This window comes from uncultured Luteimonas sp. (assembly GCF_947492465.1).
In the GTDB taxonomy this organism is placed as follows: domain Bacteria; phylum Pseudomonadota; class Gammaproteobacteria; order Xanthomonadales; family Xanthomonadaceae; genus Luteimonas.
The window spans coordinates 432,089-454,913 of record NZ_CANLNF010000003.1 but is presented as its reverse complement, the minus strand read 5'-3'; the positions used below and the strand labels follow the sequence as shown (position 1 = coordinate 454,913).

The 22,825-nt window shown below is 71.0% G+C and carries 11 protein-coding genes and 1 pseudogene; 9 read left to right on the top strand and 3 right to left on the bottom strand.

Translation table 11 applies throughout. The features are described from left to right. Positions 1-8: 8 nt before the first annotated feature. The 7 genes and pseudogenes from recC (at position 9) to Q0863_RS10005 (ending at position 14,740) form a co-directional block, all read left to right on the top strand. Positions 9-3,413 carry an exodeoxyribonuclease V subunit gamma gene (recC, locus tag Q0863_RS10035; protein ID WP_298577707.1) on the top strand — a complete coding sequence of 1,135 codons (3,405 nt, stop codon included), beginning with the start codon at positions 9-11 and terminating at the stop codon, positions 3,411-3,413. A gap of 107 nt (positions 3,414-3,520) precedes the next feature. Then, complete coding sequence (locus Q0863_RS10030) at positions 3,521-7,279, top strand: exodeoxyribonuclease V subunit beta (protein WP_298577810.1); 3,759 nt, start codon at positions 3,521-3,523, stop codon at positions 7,277-7,279. A gap of 182 nt (positions 7,280-7,461) precedes the next feature. Further along, positions 7,462-9,372, top strand: a complete 1,911-nt coding sequence (recD, locus tag Q0863_RS10025) for an exodeoxyribonuclease V subunit alpha (protein WP_298577706.1) — start codon at positions 7,462-7,464, stop codon at positions 9,370-9,372. Positions 9,373-9,477: 105 nt separating this feature from the next. Continuing rightward, positions 9,478-10,248 (top strand): annotated as a pseudogene (gene dinD / locus Q0863_RS10020) (DNA damage-inducible protein D); the annotation flags it as partial. Positions 10,249-10,398: 150 nt separating this feature from the next. Beyond that, the gene (locus Q0863_RS10015; RefSeq protein ID WP_298577705.1) at positions 10,399-12,783 is read left to right on the top strand and encodes a TonB-dependent receptor; all 2,385 of its coding nucleotides are present in this window, start codon (positions 10,399-10,401) and stop codon (positions 12,781-12,783) included. A gap of 41 nt (positions 12,784-12,824) precedes the next feature. Further along, a complete protein-coding gene (locus tag Q0863_RS10010) occupies positions 12,825-13,502 on the top strand; it encodes a response regulator transcription factor (protein ID WP_298577809.1) in 678 nt (225 codons plus the stop codon). Continuing rightward, positions 13,502-14,740, top strand: a complete 1,239-nt coding sequence (locus tag Q0863_RS10005) for a HAMP domain-containing sensor histidine kinase (RefSeq protein WP_298577704.1) — start codon at positions 13,502-13,504, stop codon at positions 14,738-14,740. Before Q0863_RS10010 ends, Q0863_RS10005 begins: the two co-directional genes overlap by 1 nt. Positions 14,741-14,840: 100 nt before the next feature. Here Q0863_RS10005 and yjjJ read toward each other — a convergent pair whose 3' ends face one another. The 3 genes from yjjJ to Q0863_RS09990 all read right to left on the bottom strand — a co-directional run bounded on the left by yjjJ (position 14,841) and on the right by Q0863_RS09990 (position 17,957). After that, positions 14,841-16,238: a type II toxin-antitoxin system HipA family toxin YjjJ gene (gene yjjJ / locus Q0863_RS10000; protein WP_298577703.1), complete on the bottom strand. Its 1,398-nt coding sequence runs from the start codon at positions 16,236-16,238 to the stop codon at positions 14,841-14,843. 803 nt (positions 16,239-17,041) lie between these two features. Next, complete coding sequence (locus Q0863_RS09995) at positions 17,042-17,593, bottom strand: SRPBCC family protein (protein ID WP_298577702.1); 552 nt, start codon at positions 17,591-17,593, stop codon at positions 17,042-17,044. Then, entirely contained in the window at positions 17,586-17,957 is a 372-nt protein-coding gene (locus Q0863_RS09990) for a metalloregulator ArsR/SmtB family transcription factor (protein ID WP_298577701.1), read from the bottom strand. The genes Q0863_RS09995 and Q0863_RS09990 overlap by 8 nt, the downstream gene beginning before the upstream one ends. A gap of 309 nt (positions 17,958-18,266) precedes the next feature. On the opposite strand from Q0863_RS09990, the gene Q0863_RS09985 reads away from it, so the two are divergent. Beyond that, the gene (locus Q0863_RS09985; RefSeq protein WP_298577700.1) at positions 18,267-19,562 is read left to right on the top strand and encodes an SWIM zinc finger family protein; all 1,296 of its coding nucleotides are present in this window, start codon (positions 18,267-18,269) and stop codon (positions 19,560-19,562) included. A 22-nt stretch (positions 19,563-19,584) separates the two neighbouring features. Further along, a complete protein-coding gene (locus tag Q0863_RS09980) occupies positions 19,585-22,314 on the top strand; it encodes a DUF6493 family protein (protein WP_298577699.1) in 2,730 nt (909 codons plus the stop codon). Positions 22,315-22,825 lie beyond the last annotated feature (511 nt).

Below are 22,825 nucleotides of genomic sequence, written 5' to 3'. Positions count from 1 at the left end.
CCGGACGCATGCACACCGACGCCCGGACCGACTTCCGCCTCTACCACTCCAACGCGCTCGACGTGCTGGCCGGGCTGCTGGCCACCGAGCTGCGCACGCCCGCGCCCGGGCAGGGGCTGCTGGCGCCGGACGTGATCCTGATCCCGCAGGTGGCGATGCGGCGCTGGCTGCAGGCCACCCTGGCCCAGGCGCATGGCGTGGCGGCCAACCTCGAGTTCCTGACTCCGGGCGAATTCGTGCAGCGCGCGCTGGACGCCAACGTGCCCGGTCGCGGCGACGACCTCGACGCGGCCGCGCTGCGCTGGCGCATCCATGCCGCGCTGGCCGATCCGGCCCTGCTGCGCGAGCGCGCGCTGCAGCCGCTGCGCGCGTATCTGGAAGGTGCGCCCGATCCGCTCAAGGCCTGGTCGCTGTCGGGCGAGCTGGCGCAGGCCTTCGAGAAGTACAAGGCCTGGCGGCGCGAATGGCTGCTGGCCTGGGAGGCGGGCGAGGCGCCGCGCGACCCGCAGGCGGCGCTGTGGCGGCGCGTGGCCGGCGGCAGCGACCACCGCGCGCGCCGCATCGACGCCTACCTGCGCGGCTTCGCCGATCCCGGCACGCCGCTGCCGGCCGGGCTGCCGCCGCGGCTGTTCGCCTTCGCCATCCTCAACGTCTCGCCCGACGTGCTGCGGGTGATCGCCAGCCAAGCGCGGGTGGGCACGCTGCACCTGTACGTGCCTTCGCCCAGCCGCGACTACTGGGGCGACCTGCAGCGCGTGCGCGGCGGCGATCCCGACGCGGCCGCGGGCGAGAACCCGCTGCTGCGCGCCTGGGGTGCGGCCGGCCGCGACTTCATGGCGGTGCTGGGCAATTACGAGGTGGTGCATCCGGACCTCGAGATCCGCGGCGACGCCGATCCGGGCGAAGGCGGCGGCGCGCTGCACGGCAGCCTGCTGCGGCGCCTGCAGTCGGACCTGTTCCATCGCCGTCCGTCGCCGCCGCCCGCGCCCACGGCGCAGGACCCGCGCACGCGCCTGCCCGGGCTGCGCCTGGACGACCCCAGCCTGCAACTGCACGCTTGCCACACCCGCCTGCGCGAGCTGCAGGTGCTGCACGACCAGCTGCGCGCGCTGTTCGAGGACGACCGCTTCGATCCGCCGCTGCAGCCGCGCGATGTCGCGGTGCTGGCGCCCGACATCGATCCCTACCTGCCCTATCTCGACGCCGTGTTCGGCGGCCGTGGCCGCGGCGATGCCGGCTTCAACCAGGCGATTCCCTACGCCGTCGCCGACGCCAGCCCGCTCGCCGGCGAGCCGCTGGCCGAAGTCTTCCTGCGCCTGCTGGCGCTGCCGGTGGCGCGCTTCGGCCTGGTGGAGACGCTGGACCTGCTGGCCAGCCCCCCGCTGGCCGAAGCCGCGCAGCTCGACGCCGCCGCCTTCGACCGCCTGCACGCCTGGCTGCACGCCGCCGGTGCGCGCTGGGGCCTGGACGCCGCGCATCGCGCGCGCCTGGAGGCGCCGGCCGACGACGCCTACACCTGGGCGTTCGCGCTCGACCGCCTGCTGCTCGGCCACGCCAGCGGCAGCGACGCGCCGATCCTCGCAGCCGGCGGCCAGCTGGTCGCGCCGATGCCGGAGCTGGAAGGCAGTGCGCTGGACGCGCTCGACACGCTCGTGCGGTTGCTGCGCGTGCTCGCCCGCCACGCCCGCGCGCTCGACGAGGCGCTGCCGCCCGACGCCTGGCGCGAACGCCTGCTCGGCCTGCTCGAGGCGCTGCTGCCACGGCCGCCGTCGGCGCCGGCCTCGCGCCGCGCACTCGACCGCCTGCGCAGCCTGGTCGATGCCTTCGCCGCCGACGCGCGCCGCGCCGGCGTCGCCACGCCGGTGCCGGCCGAGGTCGTGCGCGCGCACTTCGCCGCCGCGCTGTCGGAAGCCGACACCCGCGCGCCGCTGCTCACCGGCGGCGTCAGCATCGGCCGCATGGTGCCGATGCGGCTGCTGCCGTTCCGCGCGATCTGCCTGCTGGGCATGGACGACGGCGAGTTCCCGCGCCGCGATCCGGCCGGCGGGCTCGACCGCCTGAGCGCCGATCTGGCCGGCGGCCTGCGTCGCCAGGGCGACCGTTCCACCCGTGACGACGACCGCTTCCTGTTCCTGCAGCTGTTCGCCGCCGCGCAGGACGTGTTCTACGTCAGCTACCAGGGCGCCGACCCGCGCGATGGCAGCGCGCGCGAGCCCTCGGTGCTGGTGGCCGACCTGCTGGCCGCCGCCGATGCGCAGCACGCGCCGGAGGCGAAGGCCGCCGACGCGCTGGTGGTGCGGCATCCGCTGCAGCCGTTCGCGCCCGCCGCGTTCGGCGGCGACGGCGAGCCGCGACGCTTTTCCTATCACGCGCAGTGGTGGCCGGCGGCCGCGCAGCCGGCGCAGACGCGCACGGCGCTGCCGGTGTGGTTCGGCGACGACGCACTGGCGGCGATCGAAGCCGATGCAGGCGCCACGCTTTCGCTCGACGAACTGCGCCGCTTCCTGCAGGCGCCGGCCGAGGTCTTCCTGCGCCAGCGCCTGGGCCTGCGGCTGGCCGAAGTGGAGGAAGTGGACGACGACGTCGAGCCGCTGCTGGCGCCGGGCCGCGGCTTCGCCCGCCAGCAGCTGCAGAAGGCGGTGTTCGACGCGGCGCTGCGCGGCGATGGCGACGCAACGACGCATGCGCTGCTGCGCGCGCGCGGCCTGCTGCCGTCCGGGCCGCTGGGACGACGCACGCTCGAGACCGTGCGCGGGCAGGTGGATCCATATGCGCTCGCCTTCCGCGACTGGCGCGGGACCGCGCAGCCGGAGGCGCCGCGGCTGGAGGTCACGATCGATGGCCTGGCGCTGCGTGGCCGCATCGCCGACGCCTACCCGCAGGGTATCGCGCGCCTGCGCTTCGATCCGCCTGCCGGGCAGTCGGCGATTCGCAATGGCCTGGACTGGCTGCTGGCGAGCGCGGCCGGACAAACGGCGCCGCTGGTCGAGTTCCATGACGGCGGCGAACTCGGCGTCGGCCCGCACGAGCGCGCAGCGCTCGATCCCGCGCAGGCGCGCGAGGTGCTGCGCTGGCTGGTCGAGCTGCGCGCCAGGGGCCTGCGCCGGCCGCTGCCGTTCGCGCCCTACAGCGGCTGGGAGCTATTCCGCGCGCCGACCTTCGAGCGCGGCATCCAGCTGGCCGCGCAGCGCTGGCACGGCAGCGAGCGCAGCTGGGGCGAGGGCACGGGCGAGGCGCTGCGGCTGGCGCTGCGCGGCCGCGACCCGTTCACCGACGAGGCGACGCAGGTCGCGTTCGTGGATCTCGCGATGGGCATCTATTCGGCGGTGATGGCGGGCGAGCTCTACGCCGGCACCGACCTGGGCGCGCTGCGCGACATCGCCGCCACGCTCGACCTGGAGGATGCGGAGTGAACGCAACCGCCGGGCGCGACCCGCACGACACCGGTGACGCGGGCAGCGCCGCGCAACGGTCGCTGCGCGATCCCTACCTCGCCCTCGCGCTCGAAGGCGTCCACGCCATCGAGGCCTCCGCCGGCACCGGCAAGACCTTCACCCTGGCCACGCTGGTGGTGCGCCTGGTGGTCGAGCGCGGCCTGCGCGTGGGCCAGGTGCTGGCCGTCACCTTCACCGAGGCCGCCACCCAGGAGCTGCGCAGCCGCATCCGCGCGCGCCTGCTGCTGGCCGAGCAGCTGGTGGGCGCGACGCCCGCAGCGGATGCCGCGCCCGATGCGGTGCTGACCCATGCGGTACTCGACGCCCACCTCGCGCGCGGCACCGAAACCGCCGAAGCCCTGCGCCGCCGCCTGCACGCCGCCGCCAACGACATCGACCTCGCGGCCATCTTCACCATCCACGGCTTCTGCGCGCGCGTGCTGCGCGAGCATGCGCTGGAAGTGGGGCAGGCCTTCGACGCGCCGGAGCTGCTCACCAGCGACACCGCCCTGCACGAGGCCATCGCCGCCGACCTGTGGCGATGGCACGGCAGCAACGCCGATGCCGCCGACGATCTGGTCGCGCTGTGGCCGGGTGGCCCGGAGGCGCTGGCCGCGGACCTGGCCGTGCTGGTGCGCGAGCCACTGCTGCGTCCGGCGCTGGCCGAACTGCCCGACGACCCCGCGCCGCGCCTGCATGCCACGGGCGAAACGCTCGCCGCCGCCTTCCGCGCGCATGGCGAGGAGTTTCGCGCGTCGCTGGTTGCGGCGGTGGAGAGCAAGGTCCTGCACGGCGGCAGCTACAAGATCGACTGGATCGCCGCGCTGTTCGATTCGCTGCAGCAGTGGTGCAGCGCCAGCGAACGCAGCGCGCCGTTCGAGCACGCCAAGCTGCCGCAGCTGACTCGCGACACCTTGCAGAAGCGCACGAGCGTGAAGCACGCTGGCCGCACCCCGGACTCGCCCATCTGCGATGCCGTGCCCGCCTACCTCGACGCGCTCACCGCGATGGCCGAGTGGAAGGACGCGCGCCGGGTCGAGCTGCTGCATCGGTTGCGCAGCGACGCGCGCCTGCGCGTCGCGCGTGCCAAGCAGCAGCAGCGCGTGCAGACTTACGACGACCTGATCGACCGCGTCGCCGACGCCATCGACGGCCCCGGTGCCGAAGCGCTCACCGCCAGGCTGCGCGCGCAGTACGCCGTCGCCCTGGTCGACGAGTTCCAGGACACCGATGCGCGCCAGTGGCGCATCTTCGACCGGGTGTTCGGGGTCACCAGCGGCGCGCCGGCGCTGTACGTGATCGGCGATCCCAAGCAGGCGATCTACGGCTTCCGCGGCGGCGACGTCGAGACCTACCTCGCGGCGCGCGCCACCGCGCGGCAAGCGCCGCCGCTGTCGCTCAACTTCCGCTCGCGGCCGTCGGTGCTGCGTGCGGTCTCCATGCTGTACGCGCAGGCCCAGGCCGCGGCCGACGCGGACGCGAAGGTGCCGCCCCCGTTCATCGACGGCCGCATCGCATTCAAGGACGTGCAGCCCGGCGGCGTGCGCGACGATGCCGACTTCCAGCGCAGCGGCAGCGCGGCGCCCGCGCTCACCCTGTGGCAGGCGCCGCTGCCCGACGAGGTCGACAGCAAGGGCAAGCCGAAACCCTTCAGCGCCGGCCGTTCGCGCGAACTGGCCACGGCCGCCTGCGTCGCCGCCATCCACCGCGTGCTCTGCGACGCGCGCGAAGGCCACGCCAGCATCGACGGTCGTCCGGTGGAGCCGGGCGACATCGCCGTGCTGGTGCGCTCGCACAAGGAGGCCACGCGCATCCGCCACGCGCTCGCGATGGCCGGCATTCCTGCCGTCGCCGCCGGCAAGCAGAGCCTGTTCGCCACGCCCGAAGCGCGCGACCTGCACGCGCTGCTGCTCGCCCTGCTGCACGGCGCAGACGACGGCCGCCTGCGCATGGCGCTGTCCACCGTGCTGGTGGGCCTGGATGCCAAGGCCATCGCCGCGCTGGATGAAGACGGCGAAGCGCTGCGCCACTGGCAGCTCACCGCGCTGGCCTGGCGCGAGCGGCTGCAGCGCGGCGGCCCGCTGGCGCTGGTCAACGACCTCTGCGCCGAACACGCCGGGCGCCTGCTCGGCCTGCTCGACGGCGAGCGCCGCCTCACCAACACCCTGCAGCTGGCCGAACTGCTGCAGGACGCGCAATCGCATGCGCTCGGCCTGCACGGCCTGGTCGACTGGCTGGCCAACGCCATCGCCGACGCCAATGCCAACGACGAGAGCCAGCTGCTGCGCCTGGAGTCCGACGCCAGGCGCGTGCAGGTGGTCACCCTGCACAAGAGCAAGGGCCTGGAATACCCGCTGGTGTTCCTGCCGTTCGCGGCGATCGGCGCGCCCGCGCGCAATCCCGGCCACCGCGCCGTGGTGAACGGCGAAGCCGGCCGCGCGCTGCACTGGAAGCTGCTGCCCTCGCGCAGCGGCTGGGAAGCGGCCCGGGACGCCTGGTGCCTAGCCCAGCGCGCCGAGGACGCGCGCCTGCTGTACGTCGGCCTCACCCGCGCGCGCCATGCGCTGTGGCTGGCCAGCGGTCTGTTCTGCAACCACGACAAGTCGCCGCTGCTGCACATGGTGTCCAGGCCCGATGCGCTGGCCGACGCGCTCGGCAGCGCGCTCGCCATCGACGACAGCACGCCGCCGGAGAGGCTGCCGTGGTTGCCGCCGGCCTCCACCGAGGCGGTGCCGCCGGCGCGCATCGCCGCGCGCCCGCTGGCCAGCGACTGGTGGGTCTACAGCTTCACCCAGCTCGCCAACGCCGAAGGCCAGGGCGATGCCTCGTCCAGCGCCACCCAGGCCGCGCCCGGCGGCCAGGACGAACCCGCAACGGATGCCGACACCGACACCGGCGGCGACGCCGACGCCTTCGACCCGCGCTTCGCCGGCACCCGCTTCGGCGTGGTGCTGCACGACGTGCTGGAGCGCAGCGACTTCGCGCGCTGGGCCGCGTGGACGCCCGGTGCGCCCGCGCCCACGGCGGAAGACGTGGCGCTCATCGCCGAACGCCTGTGCGCCGGCGGCTACCCGGCCGAGGACATCGACGACGGCATCGAGGTGCTCACCGCGCTCATCGGCCACACGCTCACCGTCGCCCTGCCCGAAGGCGCGCGCCTGGCCGACGTACCGGAAGGCATGCGCCGCCCGGAAATCGAGTTCCAGTTCGCGCTCGCACCCACGCGCGTCGACGCGCTGCTCGCGCTGCTGCACCGCCACGGCCTGCTCACCGCACGCCAGGGCTTCGGCGCCCGGCGCCGGCTGGAAGGCCTGATGACCGGCCTGATCGACCTCACCTACGTGCACGATGGCCGCTGGTACGTGCTCGACTACAAGTCCAACCGCCTGCCCGGCTACGGCCCCGCGCAGCTCGACGAAGCCATGGCCCACAGCGAGTACGACCTGCAGGCGCTGATCTACACCCTGGCCCTGCACCGCTGGCTGCGCTTCCGGCTGGGCGATGGTTACGACTACGCCCGCGACTTCGGCGGCGTGCGCTATGTGTTCTGCCGCGGCCTCGATGCCGGCCGTGACGGCGCGGATGCAGCGCCGGCCGGGCAGGGCACGCATCCGGCGCCGCCTGGCCAGCAAGTGGATCCGGCCCCGCCAGGCAAGGACGCACACCCGGCGCAGGGCGTGCAGGCCTGGCGCTTCGATCCGGAACTGGTCGAAGCACTCGACGTCCTGTTCGCCGGTGGAGGGCAGCCCGACGCCGCCGCGAACGCATCCGCTCCCTCCCCCGCAAGCGGGGCAGCGCTGGGATGGGGGCAGCCGGAGCCGCGCCAGGAGCAGACGCCCACATGAACACCACGCTCCCGCTGTTCCCCGAAGGCCAGCCCACCGACCCGACCGCTGCCCAGCCAGCAGGTTCCCCAGCGGATCCGTCAGCAGGTCAATCAGCAAGCCAGCCAGCAGGCCAGCCCACCGACCTGACCGCCGGCGCGGATGCCTCGAACTCCCTCCCCCGCTCGCGGGGGAGGGCTGGGGTGGGGGCCCCCGGAGCACCCCGCGCACCCCTGCTCGACGACCTGTTCCGCAGCGGCCGCCTGCGCACCCTCGACCACGCCCTGGCCCAGAGCCTGCGCCGCCTCGATCCCGACACCCCCGATGCGGTGCTTGCCGCCGCCGCGCTCGCCTCCCTGGCCGTCGCCTCCGGCCACGCCGGGTTCGACCCCGCGCAGCCCCAGCGCCTGGTCGACGCCCCGATCGACTGGCCCACGATCGAGGCCTGGCGCGCCGCGCTGCAATCTTCGCCCTGGGTCGCCCACCCCGACAGCGGCGACGCCGAATCCCCCGCCGACGCGCCGCTGGTGTACGAGCACGGCCTCGTCTACCTGCGCCGCTACCGCGAATACGAACGCCGCCTCGCCGCCGGCCTCCACCGTATCGGCTACGCCGCGATCTCCTCTCCCCCGCCGTCTCATCCCCCACTCACGGGAAAGGATGCCCGCCGGGCAGACGAGGAGCACCCCACGCACCCCACCGACGACCTCCAATCCCAGGCCGTCGCCGCCGCCCTCCAACACAGCCTCCTGCTCGTCACCGGCGGCCCCGGCACCGGCAAGACCACCACCATCACCCGCATGCTCGTGGCGCTCATCGCCCAGGCCACGGAATCCGGCGCCGCGCCGCCGCGCATCGCCCTGGCCGCTCCCACCGGCCGCGCTGCCGAACGCATGGCCGAAAGCGTGCGCAACGCCGTCCAGGCGCTGTCCGCGCGCGGCATCGACCCCACGCTTGCCGCACAGCTGCCCACCACCGGCACCACCCTGCATCGCCTGCTCGGCACCATCCCCGACTCACCCGCGTTCCGCCACCACGCCGACAACCCGCTGCCCTTCGACGTGGTGGTGGTGGACGAAGCCTCGATGATCGACCTGCCGCTGATGGCCAAGCTGGTCGAAGCCGTCCCCGATGGCGCGCGCCTGGTCCTGCTCGGCGACCCCGACCAGCTGCCCTCGGTGGAAGCAGGCGACGTCCTCGCCGGCATCCTCGCCGCCGCCAACACCGCCACCTCCCCCGCCAACACCCCCACCTCCCCGGCAAGCGGGGGAGGTCGCGCCGAAGGCGCGGGTGGGGGCGCTCTCCGACCAGCCGCCCCCACCTTCCCCGCCCGCCACATCCACCTCACCCGCGGCTACCGCCAGAGCGCCGCGCTCGACCTCGCCCCGCTCGCCACCGCCGTGCGCGAAGGCGACAGCGCCACCGCGCTGTCCCTGCTGCGCGGCGGCCAACTCTCCGGCGTGCATTTCCTCGAGGGCAACGCCGATCCACTGCAGTCGCATCGCGACCATCTGCTCGCGCACTGGACTTCGCTCGCCGACGCCCGCGATCCCGCCGAAGCCCTCTCCCGCGCCAGCCGCCTGCGCATCCTCACCGCCGTGCGCGAAGGCCCGCAGGGCGCGCGCGGCCTCAACGCCCGCATCGAAGACCTGCTCGCCGGCACCCGCCGCGGCGCCGGCCCCGCGTCCGTCGCCAGCCGCGATTTCCACGGCCGCCTGCTGCTGATCACCGAGAACAGCTACCGCCACCGCCTGTTCAACGGCGACATCGGCATCTGCCTCGATGACGACAGCGGCACCTTGATGGCCTGGTTCCCGGGCGACGACCCGCAGCACCCGCGCCCCTTCCACCCCGCCGCGCTGCCCGCGCACGACAGCGCCTTCGCCATGACCGTGCACAAGGCCCAGGGCAGCGAGTTCGACGAGGTCTGGCTGGTGCTGCCGGAGCGCGACAACCGCGTGCTGTCCCGCGAACTGGTCTACACCGGCATGACCCGTGCGCGCGGCCAGCTGCACGTGGTTGCCGGCGAGGCCGTGTTCCGCGCCGCGCTGTCGCGGCATGCCGGCCGCTGGTCGGGTCTGGGCTGGCGCTTGGGTGGCAGCGCGGTAGGCTGAGGATCCGCACGCACACGGAAGGAAAGAAAAGATGAAGAAGGATCTTGTGCACAATCTCACCGAGAGTTTCGAGGCGCATGCCACAAGACCGACGGCGGCGTCGAGTTCTGGCTGGCCCGCGATCTGCAGCACCTGCTTGGCTACGCCGAGTGGCGAAACTTCTCGAGCAGCGTGATCTCGAAGGCGAAGACTGCCTGCGAGGTTTCGGGGCATGAGGTCTCGGACCATTTTGTTGACGTCAACAAAATGGTCGACCTGGGCTCCGGCAGCCAGCGCGAGGTCGACGACATCATGCTCACGCGCTACGCCTGCTACCTGATCGCCCAGAACGGCGACCCACGCAAGCAGGAAATCGCGTTCGCACAGACCTACTTCGCGTTGCAGACCCGCCGCGCCGAACTGATCGAGCAGCGACTGCTGGAAGCCGAACGCGTGCAGGCGCGCCGCAAGCTGAGCGAAACCGAGAAGGAACTGTCCGGCGTGATCTACCAGCAGACCGGCGGCAACCAGGACTTCGCCACGATCCGAAGCAAGCGCGACCACGCGCTGTTCGGTCGCAACACGCAGGAAATGAAGCAGCGCTGGCAGGTGCCCACCAGCCGCCCCCTGGCCGACTTCGCGCCCACGCTGATCCTCAAGGCCAAGGACTTCGCCACCGAAATCACCATCCACAATGCTCGCGAGCAACGCATGCGCAGCGAATCGGCGATCTCGCAGGAACACGTGTCCAACAACCGGGCGGTGCGCAACACCCTGCTCGGCCGCGGCATCGTTCCGGAGAACCTGTCGCCGGAAGAAGACGTCAGGAAGGTCGAACGCCGCCTGGCGGCCGAAGACAAGAAGGTGCTCAAGAAGCCGGAAGTCCTGGACGATTGATACGTCGCAAGTACAGCTGGCTTGGTTGGTCAGGTCCAAGCACCGGAGCCGGCACGCGCACCCCCGCCGGCGACCTTTTGGCGACATTCGCGTGCTTAACCTCGCAGCGCGCCAATGAGGTGGCGCGGCCATTCCCGGGGGCAGGACGATATGAGCAGGCTCGCGCGTCGGACGTTGGCGCTGGCACTTTCGGCGCAGTTGATCGGCCTTCCACTGTTGGCGCACGCGCAGGAGGCACCCGGCGCGCTGACCATCGTCGTCAGGGACCAGACCACCGCCCGCCCGCTCCCGAACGCGCGGGTCACGATCACGGAACGGGACACCGCCTCCGCGCGCACGCTGGACACCGACGCGCAGGGCCGCATCGTGGTCGACCAGCTCGATCCGGGCCTGTACACGGTCGACATCGCCAAGGCCGGGTTCGCGCCGGTCTCCGAGCCGAGCATCCGCGTGGTCACGCGCAAGAACTCGCAGCTCGAGTTCCAACTGGCCGTTCCGCTGCTGGAGGAAGTGGTGGTGCAGGCACGACCGATCGATGCGCTCGCATCGCCGTCCAGCATCTGGCTCGACCGGGACGCGTTGCGCGACGCCGTCGGCGGTGGCGCCGATCCGCTGCTGTCGCTCGACGGCCTGCCTGGGCTGGCATCGGCGAGCGAGTTCGCAAGCTTCAGCGTGCGCGGCCGCGGGCCGCGCGACAACCTGGTCTTCGTCGACGAGTTTCCTTTCGACAAGGCGGTGCATTTCGACGCGACACTGGGCGAGGACGAGGATGTCGGCGGCGGCGGCCGCTTCTCGATCTTCGCCCCGGACGTCATCAGCGGCGCCGAGTTCTCGCCGGGCGGCTGGGGTCCCGCGTACGGTGGCCGGGCCGCTTCGCTGCTCAAGCTCGAAGTGGCCGGCGGCAATCCGAGCCCGTCGGCCAGCCTGCGCTACGACCTCGCAGGTTTCGAAGTCGGCTACGACGGCCCCGCCGGCATCACGAAAGACGCCACCCTGCTGGTGTCCGCGCGCCGGCTGGATTTCGGTTCCCTGTTCGAAACGATCGAGGAACTGGACATCGGCAACCCCGTGCTGCGCGACGTCATCGTCAAATCGGTCGTGCCGATCAGCCCGTCCAACACGCTCGAAGTGCTGCTGATCGACACGCGCGAGACTTACACGCGCGACGTGACCCACGTCTTCGAGTCGCCCAACTTCGAGGATGCGGCGCTGCTCGACTTCGAGCAGGACAGCGACCTGTACGGACTGACCCTGCGATCGTTGATCGGCGACAACGCCGTCTGGACCAACCGGATCTACCGCCGCGCCAGCCACAAGGTCAGTTCGGAGGGCGAAGCATTCCCCGATCTCGTGCCGCCCGGCTCGGCCGCCTCGGATTTCCCGGTGCGCGAAGACATCATCACCGTGACCGAGGACGAGACCGAACTCGGCTGGCGCAGCGACTTCGACACGGTGAACCGCTGGGGCACGTTCAGTGCGGGCATCCAGGCGACGCGGGTCGAGCTGGACTACAGCACCGTGCTGGACGGCGACTGGATCCGCTACGTCTACGACAGCGACGATTTCAGGCCGGACCCCGGCCAGCGCTACATCGTGCTGACGCCGGAGAACATCGACTCCGCCCTGAGCCGTACGGCCACCAACTATGCCGGCTACGTGGACCAGGCCTTCAAGTTCGGCGCGTGGGACATCCGCACCGGCGTGCGGCTGGAGCGCGACGACCTCACCGACGAAAGCCTCGTCTCGCCCAGGATCCGGGCCAACTGGCGGCCGGCCAAACGCGTCAGGTACTTCGCGACGGCCGGCCTGTTCCACCAGTCGCCGAGGTTCCTGGACCTCGCGGCCAACGCGGCCAACACGCTGGAGAACGAGGAGATCACGCATACGAGCGTCGGTGTCGAGTATTTCTTCAACACCCGCTGGTCGGTGCTGACGGAGGCCTATCACCAGGACCTCGACAACCTGGTGGTCGACCAGGATCGCGCGAGCGGTACGTTCGCCAACATCGGCGACGGCACCTCCAAGGGTGTCGACGTCGTGCTCAAGGGCACGATCCGCGAAGGCCTCTACGCCACCGCGACCTACTCCTGGAACGATGCCGAGATCGACCGCAAGGACGGCCGCGGCGTGGTTGCCGACGAGTTCAGCCGCGAGCACGTGGCCACCCTCGGCGTGACCTGGGAAATTACCGACCGTTGGAAGGTGGCCGCCCGCTACAAGTACCTGTCCGGCAGGCCGGAGGATGCCTACCTCATCCATGAAGACGTGCTGGGCCCCGGACAGCCCCTGCGCTACTCGCGCGAGACGGTCGAGCGAGGCGTCGGCCGCAGGGACGGTTACGGCGTGCTCAACGCCCGCGTCGACTACCGGCGCGCCTTCGGCCCCATCGACGTCACCGCCTTCCTCGACGTCATCAACCTCACCTCGGCCTCGTCGACCGACGACACCGAGTTCGACTACCGCAGGGGCGTCAACGTGGCGGACGAGAGCGAGGCCGAACCGCTGATCGGGCTTCGGCTAGACTACGCCTGGTAGACGGGAGGCGGCAGATGCCACGCGTTCCTGATGCGACGCCCATCAGGGCGCTGATCGTCGAGGACAACCGCGACATCTGCGCGAACATCGCCGCGTACCTCGAGAAGCTCGGCTATGTCCTGGATTTCGCCCACGACGGCGTGACCGCAATGAACCTGGCGCTGACCCATCCGTTCGACGTCATCGTGCTGGACCTGATGATGCCGCGGATGGATGGCCTCACCTTCTGCGAGAGGCTGCGCAACGAGGCCGGGATCGAGACGCCCGTGCTCATGCTGACGGCCCGGGACACGCTCGACGACCGGCTCAAGGGCTTCGACGCCGGCGCCGACGACTACCTGGTCAAGCCGTTCGCACTGCAGGAGCTGCATGCACGCATCCGCGCGCTGTACAAGCGGACGCACCGCAATCCGGACAAGCTTCTCGCCGTGGCCGACCTGACGTTGAACCGGTCCACGCTGCAGGTGCATCGGGCGGGGCGGCGCGTCGAGATCAACCCCGCCGGCATCAAGCTGCTGCGTCGGCTGATGGAAGAGTCCCCGTCCGTGGTGAGCCGCGAAGACCTGGAGACGCTGCTGTGGGCCGATGAGCGGCCGGACGGCGATGCGCTGCGCTCGCACATGTACAAGCTGCGGCAGGCGATCGACCGGCCCTTCGACCAGCCGCTGATCCACACGGTGCACCGGATCGGGTACCGGATCGCGCAGGACGCCGAATAGTGCGGCAGCACAGCCTGCGCAAACGGGTCGAGTACGCGTTCGCGCTGTGTGTCGTCGGACTCAGCGTAGCCTGGGGATTCGCGTTCTACGGCGCCATCCGCTTCAGCGAGGACCGCGTGCTGGCCAACCAGCTGCAGCACGCCGCCGAGCGCTACCCCGACCTGTCGCTGAGCCTGCGCGGATACGACGACGCCGGCAGCCTTCCCGAACCACTGCGGGAATGGGCGGCAGCAGGGCCAGAGGCGGGCACCTACGAGTTCGTCGCCGAGGAGCTGCACGTGGCGGTCGTCCCCGCCGACAACGCACAGGGGCGCGCCTTCGTGGTGTTCGATGTCGCCGGGATCGAGGCGGCCTCGTCCGAGGACTGGTGGTGGCTGCTCGTCATCACCGGCGTCGTGGTCGTGCTCGGCGCCTTGGGCTTCGGGCTCGGGGTGCTGGTGATGCGCCGGGCGATCGCGCCGGTGGTGCAGCTGGCCGACGTGGTCGCCGGCATCGACCTGGAACACCTCTCGGCCCGGGACCACGAACTCATCGAGGCCAGCCGCTTCGGACGCGACGAGGTGGGCCTGCTCGCCGGCACCATCGAGAAGACGCTCGAGCGCATCAGCGCGTTCGTGGTGCGCGAGCGCGACTTCACCGGCTCGGCCAGCCACGAGCTGCGCACGCCGATCACCGTGATCACCGGCGCGATCGAACTGCTGGAGCAGGGTGACCTGTCGGCCGAAGACGTCAAGGCGCTGGACCGCATCCGGCGCGCGACGGCCGAGATGAAGTCCACGATCGAGATGTTCCTGTGCATCGCGCGCGAAGCCGACGGCGGCCAGTACGGCGAACGCTTCCTGGTGGCGCCGCTGGTGGAACGGGCGATCGAGCAGCAGCGCTACCTGCTGGGCGGCAAGGGCGTCGACGTCGACGTGCATGTCGAAAGCCACGCCACGCCCGTCGTCCAGGGGCACCCGCAGGCGTTCCTGATCGCGGTCACCAACCTGGTGCGCAACGCATTCGAGCACACGCCCGCCGGCCAGGGGCCGATCACCGTGCGCATCCGCGCGCGCGACCTGCTGGTCACCAACCGGCGCAGCGGCGACGACGCCGGCCGGCCCAGCCCGGACGGCGCCCCGGCGTCCAACGGCTATGGCCTGGGCCTCGGCATCGTGCAGCGCCTGTGCGAGCGCAACGGGTGGGAGTTCTCGCTCGACGCAGACGAGGCGCGGGTGACGGCCCGTCTTTCCTGGTGAATCGTGACGACTGATCCGGGGCCCGGATACGGCAGTCACCTCGCAGCCAACACGAGCCAACAACAGACAGGCCCACAACCGGGCTCGCCGCGTTGCGCCATCAAACTGCGAATGTACGCGCGAAGCGCGCCACCACCTCGCGGTTGCGTATCGCTACCTGCCGCATCTCGGAGTGGATGCGGGGCGATCCGGCCACCTGCTCCCAGAACCGGATGGCCGTTTCGGCGGCGAGCGCGACATGGCGGCTCTGTCCTGCGCGGTCGGGCGGGTGGAGGCCCAGCGGCGCGGCCGGACGCACGGCCCCGGTGCGCGATGGCGCCAGAGACATTGGCAGCATGTCGTAGGCGGGGGCGAGCGCGAGCGGGCCGGCGTCGACGAGATGAAAGCCGAGGTTGCCGGCGTGCATGTCGCTGTTGCCGATGAAGCGGCCGAACCAGTGCAGCAGGGCCATCCGGGCGGCTGTGTCCGGGTCGATCAAGCCTGCCGTCGCCAGGCGTTCGCCCGCCAGTCCCCAGTCGTGGCCGCCGGTACCGGCGAAAGCCGCATCCAGCGCCAGCAACGAGACGAAGCCGAGACGGCCGATGCGGTCCGGCGTGCGGTCGAAGCGGCGCACTTCCAGGCACAGGTGACGATCGGCCTCGACAAGTTCGGCCTCGGCGGCGGGCAGGCCGGCTTCGCGCAGGCAGGAGAGCGCCAACTGTTCGCAGGCCAGCAGTTCCGCCCAACGGGCCGCGGCCTGGCCGCTGTCGTCCACGGCGAACTTGACCAACGCGGCGTAGCGGCCGCCGGGTGTGTGGACCGTGCTGGTGAACTTGGGTTGTTCGCCGCCGGGCGATGAGCCGATCTCCTCGCCTGCCAGGGCGGCATCCGCCCATTCCGAATATCGCGCGTGCCGCCCGGACGCCTCGACTGCATCGGGCGGCGCGTCCAGTTCCGCCAGCGCGCGCTCGACGGCGTGGCCGCCCAGCAGCAGATCTCCGATGGCGGTCCCGCCGGTGCGGGTGATGGCCAGCAGGGTGTCGCGCAGTTGCCAACGGTTGAGGTCTGTCGGAACGCCGAGCCCGGTACCGTTTCGATGCGCGAGGCTGCGGCCGAGGAAGCCCTGTGGCCGCAGGTCGTCCATGAACCACGGCAGGCCCGGAAAGTGGCCGGGCACTTCATCGACCGGCCGCGTGAGGTTGGGCCGCTCGCCCGTCGATTCGAACAGGAACCGTCCGCCGCGCAGAAGGTGGAGCGTGCCCAGTTCCTCCAGCGTGGCGTCGGGCCGCATGCGCCACAGCGGCCAGGCGCTGCCGGCATCGGTGCCGGCGCGGGCGACATAGGCCGTGGCGCGCGCGCGACCGACCCGCAGGACCTGGTTGCCCGCCTCCCGCACCAGCCGTCCCAGCACCGGGCGGCTGATCCCCAGTTCCTGCAGGAGGTGCGAGGCGCGCACCGGTTCGCCGCTGGCGAGCAGGCCCAGCAGGTCGGCCGGTGTCGCGGACGGCGGTCGTGGCATGCGGTACGTTGTTTCTTTACGATTTCAGTACGATATAGATCGCCCAAACCCGAGTCAATTCATTTTCAATCAATGATTTCAAAGAAGATCAGCTGCGCGTTTCTTTACGATCGGATCCGAGTCTGGTCGGGACAGGCGTAACGGAAGACGCCGGCCAGGCACCGCATCGGAGACCGGCTGACCAGCACACCGGGGGCGACGGCACGATATCCCGCAGCGAGCACGACGCCTGGATGGCGCGGAAGCAGGACAAGGCCCGCAACGGAGATCCGACGCAACCCTGACCGCGTCCCCCAGATCCCGAACAGCTGCACCCACGGAGCGCCCCGACAAGGGCGCTCTCTTCTTGTGGGGTGTCGACGGCCGATGCGCGTACAGCTTGGCGCACCGGGGGGGCGGATCGAAAGAAAAAGAGAAAAAGGTGTCAGGGACAATTAACCAGCCAGCGCCAACATCACCAAGATCAAGCGTAACCCCAGCGGGCAACCGGACTTTCGGGTTCGATAGGCAAGTGCGGGGCCATGTCGACATCTGCCAATCCTCCTCGCCGTAGATACAACACCACGCTGGAGATCCCCTCATGAAGTACCTGGGCCTGGCCTGCTACAGCCCTGAGAGGAGAGAGGGAGGGGAGATGTGCCAGGGACAAATTCGGCACAAAGCTGTCAGCACCGGCGCCCGGGAGCTGATCGAGACTTGACCCTCCGTTCTCCTGGCGGTGTGGCGGCCACTCTCGTCTGCTGCGCTGGCGCGCGATGCACGCAACAGATGCACGCAAGAAGGGGCGTCCAACGGCGTGCACCTCAGCCGCTGTCGCCGCCCTCGGCCAGCATCTCCCCCATCCGCGCCTCCGCCTTGGCATGCAGCGCCCAGAAATCCTCCACGCCTTCGCCGCGGATGCGTCGCTCCAGCACGGCCAGGTGCGAATGCCAGCCGCCGCCGAAGTTCAGCGCGTCGCTGCGACCGCGCAGGCCGGTGTGGGTCAGTACCAGGCGCGTGGTGTCGTTGCCGGCGTCGGCGAGTTCGATGGTGACTTCGCCTGCGTCGCCGTTCTCCCAGGTGAAGGCAAGCACGTGGGGCGGTTCGCAGCGGGTGATGCGTTCGCTCCAGCTGTGGCCGATGTAGGGGCGGTAGCGTTCCGGCGTGGGCACGTCGCGGTCGGAGAGCCGGTCGTGGTCCATGGTCAGGCCGAGGCTGCCGCCGACCCTGGCGTCGGTGAGTCCGGCCATGAACCAGCGCGCGCGCAGCTCGGGGTCCACCAGGTATTGCCAGACCCTGTCGGCGGGCGCGTCCAGCAGCCGCTCGAAACGCAGCATGGCCGTGGTGGCCTGGTCGGTATGCCGGGTGTCAGTCATGGGTGTCCTCGTTGCGGGGTTTGGCGGAAGCGCGCGCACGTGGCGCGGCGTCGTCCTTCAATGCGCGCTCCAGGGGGTCGAGGCGGGTGGTCCACAGCCGCTGCCACTGGCCCAGCCAGTCGCTGGCGTCCTTCAGCCTTTCCGGCCGGATCCGGCACAGCTGCTGCCGCCCCACCTTGTAGCGTTCGATCAGCCCCGCTTGCGCCAGCACGGCGACATGCTTGGAGGCGCCCGCGAAGCTCATCCGGTGCGGCGCGGCCAGTTCGCCGATGGATTTCTCGCCCAGCATCAGGTCGGCCAGCATCCCGCGGCGGGTGGGGTTGGCCAGTGCGGTAAAGGTACTGTCGAGGTGTTGTTCAACCATGGGGTTGAGTGTTGCGGCCCCCTTCCCGGATTGTCAACCATTCGGTTGAGCGTTGCCGGAACGAGGGCGTCCGCATGCCCCCTCCGGGCCAGTCCCGCATCTGGGGCAAACCCATGTACTGCGCCTTCGTGCGATCCGCCCCGGCGCAAACGCATCAGGCGCGGAAGATGCCGCCACCGGGCGCCCCGCTACCATGGCGCGTCCTGCCGGACGCTTACACGCTGCAGCATCACCACCGGGGAGGTCGGTCTGAGCAGTTTCCTGCACACGTATCGTTACGCACAGCCGTCCGCCCTGCGCGACGGCGCCGTGCCCCGGCTCTCGCTGGAAACCAGCAGCGCCCCTGATGGACTCCAGCCGCACTTCTTCGAAGGCAACATTCGCGAGCCGCGCCTGGTCGCCCAGCTTCTGACGGCGGTCCACCTGCTGGTCGGCAGCCGCTTCCACACGCCGCCCAACACCGTCGCCCGCGCCATCGCCCTGGCCGACCCGGTGGTCACCAGCGGCGGGGGGATGCTGCGCTTCGAAGGGTTTTCCTCCTGCTGCAGCACCTACCTGAGGGTCGACCTGCTTCCCGCCGCTTACGAGGGGACGACGGTCGGAAAAGGCACGACGAACGTCGATTTCAACGCGCCGATGCGCGCCGCCCTGGCCCGCGTCAACGACGATACCGGGCTGCAGCTGGCGGTGGGACACGATACGGTGAAGCTGCGCTCGGCGGGGACCGAGGTGGTCGAGCGCAAGGTGGCGCTGCCCATGCGCTGGTTGCGCGGCATGGTCGAGGTGCAGTCCTACCAGGCCTGCATGCGGCCCTGCTTCAGCGCCACGTCCGTGGAGGTGCAGCGCCTGCTGCGGACGCTGCCGAAAGCCGGCACCAGCCGGACGCCGCTGTGGATCGCGCGCGGCGCCCGCGGCCTGGTCGGTTCCACCCGGCCATCGGAAGGCGCGGTGCGCCTGACCGGGGCATCGCGCCTGCGCGTGCTCGAGCCGCTGTTGCCCCGGGCGCAGGCGCTGCACGTGCACGCCGACCCGATGCAGCAGGCCAGCACCTGGCTGCTCGACTTCGGCGCCGTCCGCGCCAGTCTCGTGATCAGCAGCGAAACCTGGCGCGGGTTCTCCGGCGAAGGCCAAGCGCTGGCGTCACTGATGCGAGCCGCGGTCGGGGGAGGCGCCGTGCTGGCGCGGGTACGCGCCGCGCTCCACTGGCAGTCCGCGATCGACCCCGAAGCGCTTGCCGCGGAACTCGACACCGATGCTGCGAGCGTGCTGGGCGCGCTGCGCATCCTCGGCGCCAGCGGCCTGGTCGGCTTCGATGTCGGCGCGCAGTGCTACTTCCATCGCGTGCTGCCATTCGACCTGTCGGCGATGGAGGACATGCATCCGCGCCTGGCGGATGCGCGACGGCTGCTCGACGCGGGCGCGGTGGCGGTGGTCTCGCCGCTGCCGTTCGAAGCCAGCGTTGTCAGCGGCGGCACCGTGCACCGGGTGCGCGAGGTGGACGGCGAGCTGCACTGCACGTGCCCGTGGTTCGCCCGCCACCAGGGCCAGCGTGGACCATGCAAGCATGTCCTCGCCGCGTCGGCCGCGCGCGCCGCCACCCACTGAACAGCCTTGAGGCTACGCCAGGATGGCCACCATCTTCTCGCCCGCCACCCCTCTCGAACAGGCGGTACACGCGGGCGACGTTGCGCAGACGCTCGCCCTTCTGCGCGCACTTCCACGCGAAGAACGCGCGCGCCACCGCGCCAGCGCTCGCCGCATGGCCAAGCTGCTGGACGAGGCGCGCTGGAAGATCGACGACCCGGCCCGGGGCGGATGGGGAATGCCACCTTCGGACGCGCAGAACAGTGCGGGCGTCGCCGTGCTGGTGGCGTGCGGCACGGCGCAGGACGTCGCATCGCGCTTCGGCTGGTCGAAGGAGCTCGTTGCACTGTGCGGCGAATTCCGCCCCGACTCGCTGCACGGACTTGCAGATGCATTGCTGGCGCAGAACCCGCGCCTGGTCGAGACCGTGCAGGATTTGATCGTCGCCGGCCTGGTGACCCGGCCGGACAGCGACGACTATTTCACCGGGCTGATCAGCCTTGCGTATACCGGGCGTTTCGCGGAACTCTGGGCGGCGGACGCGGGCCTGCGCGATGTGCTGCCGGGGATCATGGCGGTCGAGGGCAGCAGCGAGTTTAACCTGGCCGCGGTGGACAAGTACACCGGCGGCCACGCGAACTGGTCCGCGACGCTGCGACGCCTGTGTGGCGAAGGCGTCTACAGCAAGGCATTCCTGCTCGATCGCACGCTCGACGCGCTCGAGCGCGACTGGCCGCAGTTCCGCACGGGCTGGTTCTCGCGCTTCCATGCGGAACTGGAGCCCGATTCCGCCCTGCTGGCGGGCCGTGCGCCGCGCTACCTCGCGCTGTGCCACAGCCGGATCCCACCGACGGTCACGCTGGCGCTGGCCGTGCTGAAGCGCCTGGAGCCGCTGCAGGTCATCGATGATGCCGCCCTGCTCGATGCCCTGCGCCCGGTGATGCACGCCAGCGCGAAAGGGAAGGTGCTGGCCGCGCTCAAGCTGATCGACGGCTGCGTGCAGCGGAGTCCTGCGCTGGGGGTCGAGGCCGTGGATGTGATCGTGGCTGCACTGGTGCATGACTCCGCCGACGTGCAGGGCCAGGTCCTGCAGCGCCTGGCGCGCTGGCGCGGCGGCGCACAGCTGGTCGAACGGCTGTCGCCCTATGCCGACGGGATCGCAGCGGTGCATCGAGCCGCGTTCCGCGCACTGTCGGGAGCCGGCGATGTGCCGCCGGAGGAAGCGGAGGTGGCGGCCGGTGCCGACGCGACACGTGGCCCGGGTCCGGTCAGCCCGGTGGAGGATGCGCGTCGGCTGGAACCGCCTGCCGATCCGGATGCACTGGTCGCCCTCATCGCACACGTGTTCGAGAACGACGCCGACATCGACGCCTTCGAGATGGCCGCAGCCGCCCTGGTCCAGGCGGCTCCGCTGGATGCGCTGCATCTCGAACGGCTGGGTCCGGTGATCAAGCGCGGCCCGCGCGTGCGGGGTCCGGTGGCCCGGGAGCTGGCGCGACTCGTTACCGCGCTGACGACAGGCGCGTTCCCCGCGATGCAGCCGGCGCGCGACGAGCACGGCGCGGCCAGCCCGAGCCAGCAATGCCTGGCAGCCCGCACCGAGGCATGGCGCCGCCTCGCCAAGCGGGGACCGGGTCTGCCACCCTTGTCCGCGGCGACCCATCGCGGCGGGTTCATCGCAGCCCGCGCGCTGATCGCACGTGCCCTCCAGTACCACCGTGCCGGCGTCGATGTCGAGTTGGACGAGCAGGTCCGTGCATTGCTGCGCCTCGCGCCAACGGGCGAGCCGGACCTCGTGGAGGCCGCAAGGGCGCTTCCCGACACACCGTTTGCGCGGGCACTGCGCTATGGGCTGGGCGATGACCTCGCGCCCGACGCCGATCACGCCGCGCTGTTCGCTGCTGCCGCGCGCATCCGCTGTCCCGGCGCGGATGATCGGACGCTGCTTGCGATGCTGGGCGACATCGGGCCGGATGGTCCTCTGGCCGCCCGCTACCGCTGGCGCGTCGACACCTGGACCTCCGAGGCCTTTGGCAAGACGTACCGGCATGCCGCGATCATCCTGGAGACTGCGCCCGCGCCGCGTCCTGCAACCTGGGAGTTGCTGGCCGTCCATCGCCACCACGTCGCAATGCCGGGGGAGACGCGCTGGCGAGCGCTCCACCATCCCGGGTTCGGCGGTCGCGAGGAATCCCTGGTCAGGATGTCCGCCGCACTGCTGCCTGCGTGCCAGGAAGCGTACTTCGCCGACGGCGTGCGGACGATCGGCAACAACCTCGACTGGTGGCAGGCGCAATGGGCGGACAAGGCGTATCTCGAGCGCCTGCTCGACCCGGCCGTCGCGATGGGGCCCATGGCCGTCCTGTTGCTGGCGCTTGGACTGGCGGCAAAGGAGCCCGGCCAGCAGGCGCTGGCGGTCGACGCGCTGGTCGCGACATGGCGCGAGGGGCGCATCGACCCCGACGCGCTGGCCACGCAGCTGCGCGCGCTCTCGGCGACGCCGCTGGTCAAGGCGTCGCGTTACGCGCGCAGCTTCCGGGCGGCGCTGCGGATCGATCCCGCCACGCATCCACTGCTGTTCCGGCTGCTGTGCGAGATGGCGGTGGCATCCCCGGCGGAGCCGCAGCGCGATCTCGCACTGCTGCTGGAGATCCTGCTGGAACTCGCGCTGGTCCACGGTCATGCGTTGCCCGACGCCATCCGCATGATCCTTCGTGACATGCCGGCCAGGGGCCGGGCCGGTCAGCTGTCCCGGCAGCTGTTGGCGGGGTGAGTGGCGCCAGGGATGTCTCCGCAGCGCGTCGAGGGCAGAACGTCGCGGAGTCATTGTCCATCCGGTGATCTCGCCGGGACGCGGGCCAGACTACGCGGACCACCCGCCCGACGATGCAAACCGACCGTTCGTCGATCCTTGAAGAAAATGCTTGCGCGCGTCCAGCGACGCGAGTAGGGTGCGCACCCTTCGGGATCCACGCGATCCAATTCAACGCTTCAATCGACCTTCGACCATGACTCTCCGAAACCACATCGCCAACCGCCCCATAGCGTCGCTGCGCAAGCGCGATGCGGGCCTGCGCGCGTGGTTCGCGTATGAAGGCGTCACTCTGACCTGACCGGCTCCTCTACGGGAGATCGGTCGCCCCGATCTTCCGAGGCACGGCGAATGCCCTCGGATTCCATGCCGGGGGCATTTTTCGTTCTGGCGTTCGCAAAGGACTTTTCGAACACGCGTGCATCGCGCGATCCCGAGGTGTCCGGGCATGCTGGCCCGTGGCAAGGGACGC

Bases quoted from the DNA above. Each gene is read 5' to 3' on its own strand.
- recC (WP_298577707.1), top strand. From the start codon at position 9: ATGCACACCGACGCCCGGACCGACTTCCGCCTCTACCACTCCAACGCG.
- Q0863_RS10015 (WP_298577705.1), top strand. From the start codon at position 10,399: ATGAGCAGGCTCGCGCGTCGGACGTTGGCGCTGGCACTTTCGGCGCAG.
- yjjJ (WP_298577703.1), bottom strand. From the start codon at position 16,238: ATGCCACGACCGCCGTCCGCGACACCGGCCGACCTGCTGGGCCTGCTC.
- Q0863_RS09995 (WP_298577702.1), bottom strand. From the start codon at position 17,593: ATGACTGACACCCGGCATACCGACCAGGCCACCACGGCCATGCTGCGT.
- Q0863_RS09990 (WP_298577701.1), bottom strand. From the start codon at position 17,957: ATGGTTGAACAACACCTCGACAGTACCTTTACCGCACTGGCCAACCCC.
- Q0863_RS09980 (WP_298577699.1), top strand. From the start codon at position 19,585: ATGGCCACCATCTTCTCGCCCGCCACCCCTCTCGAACAGGCGGTACAC.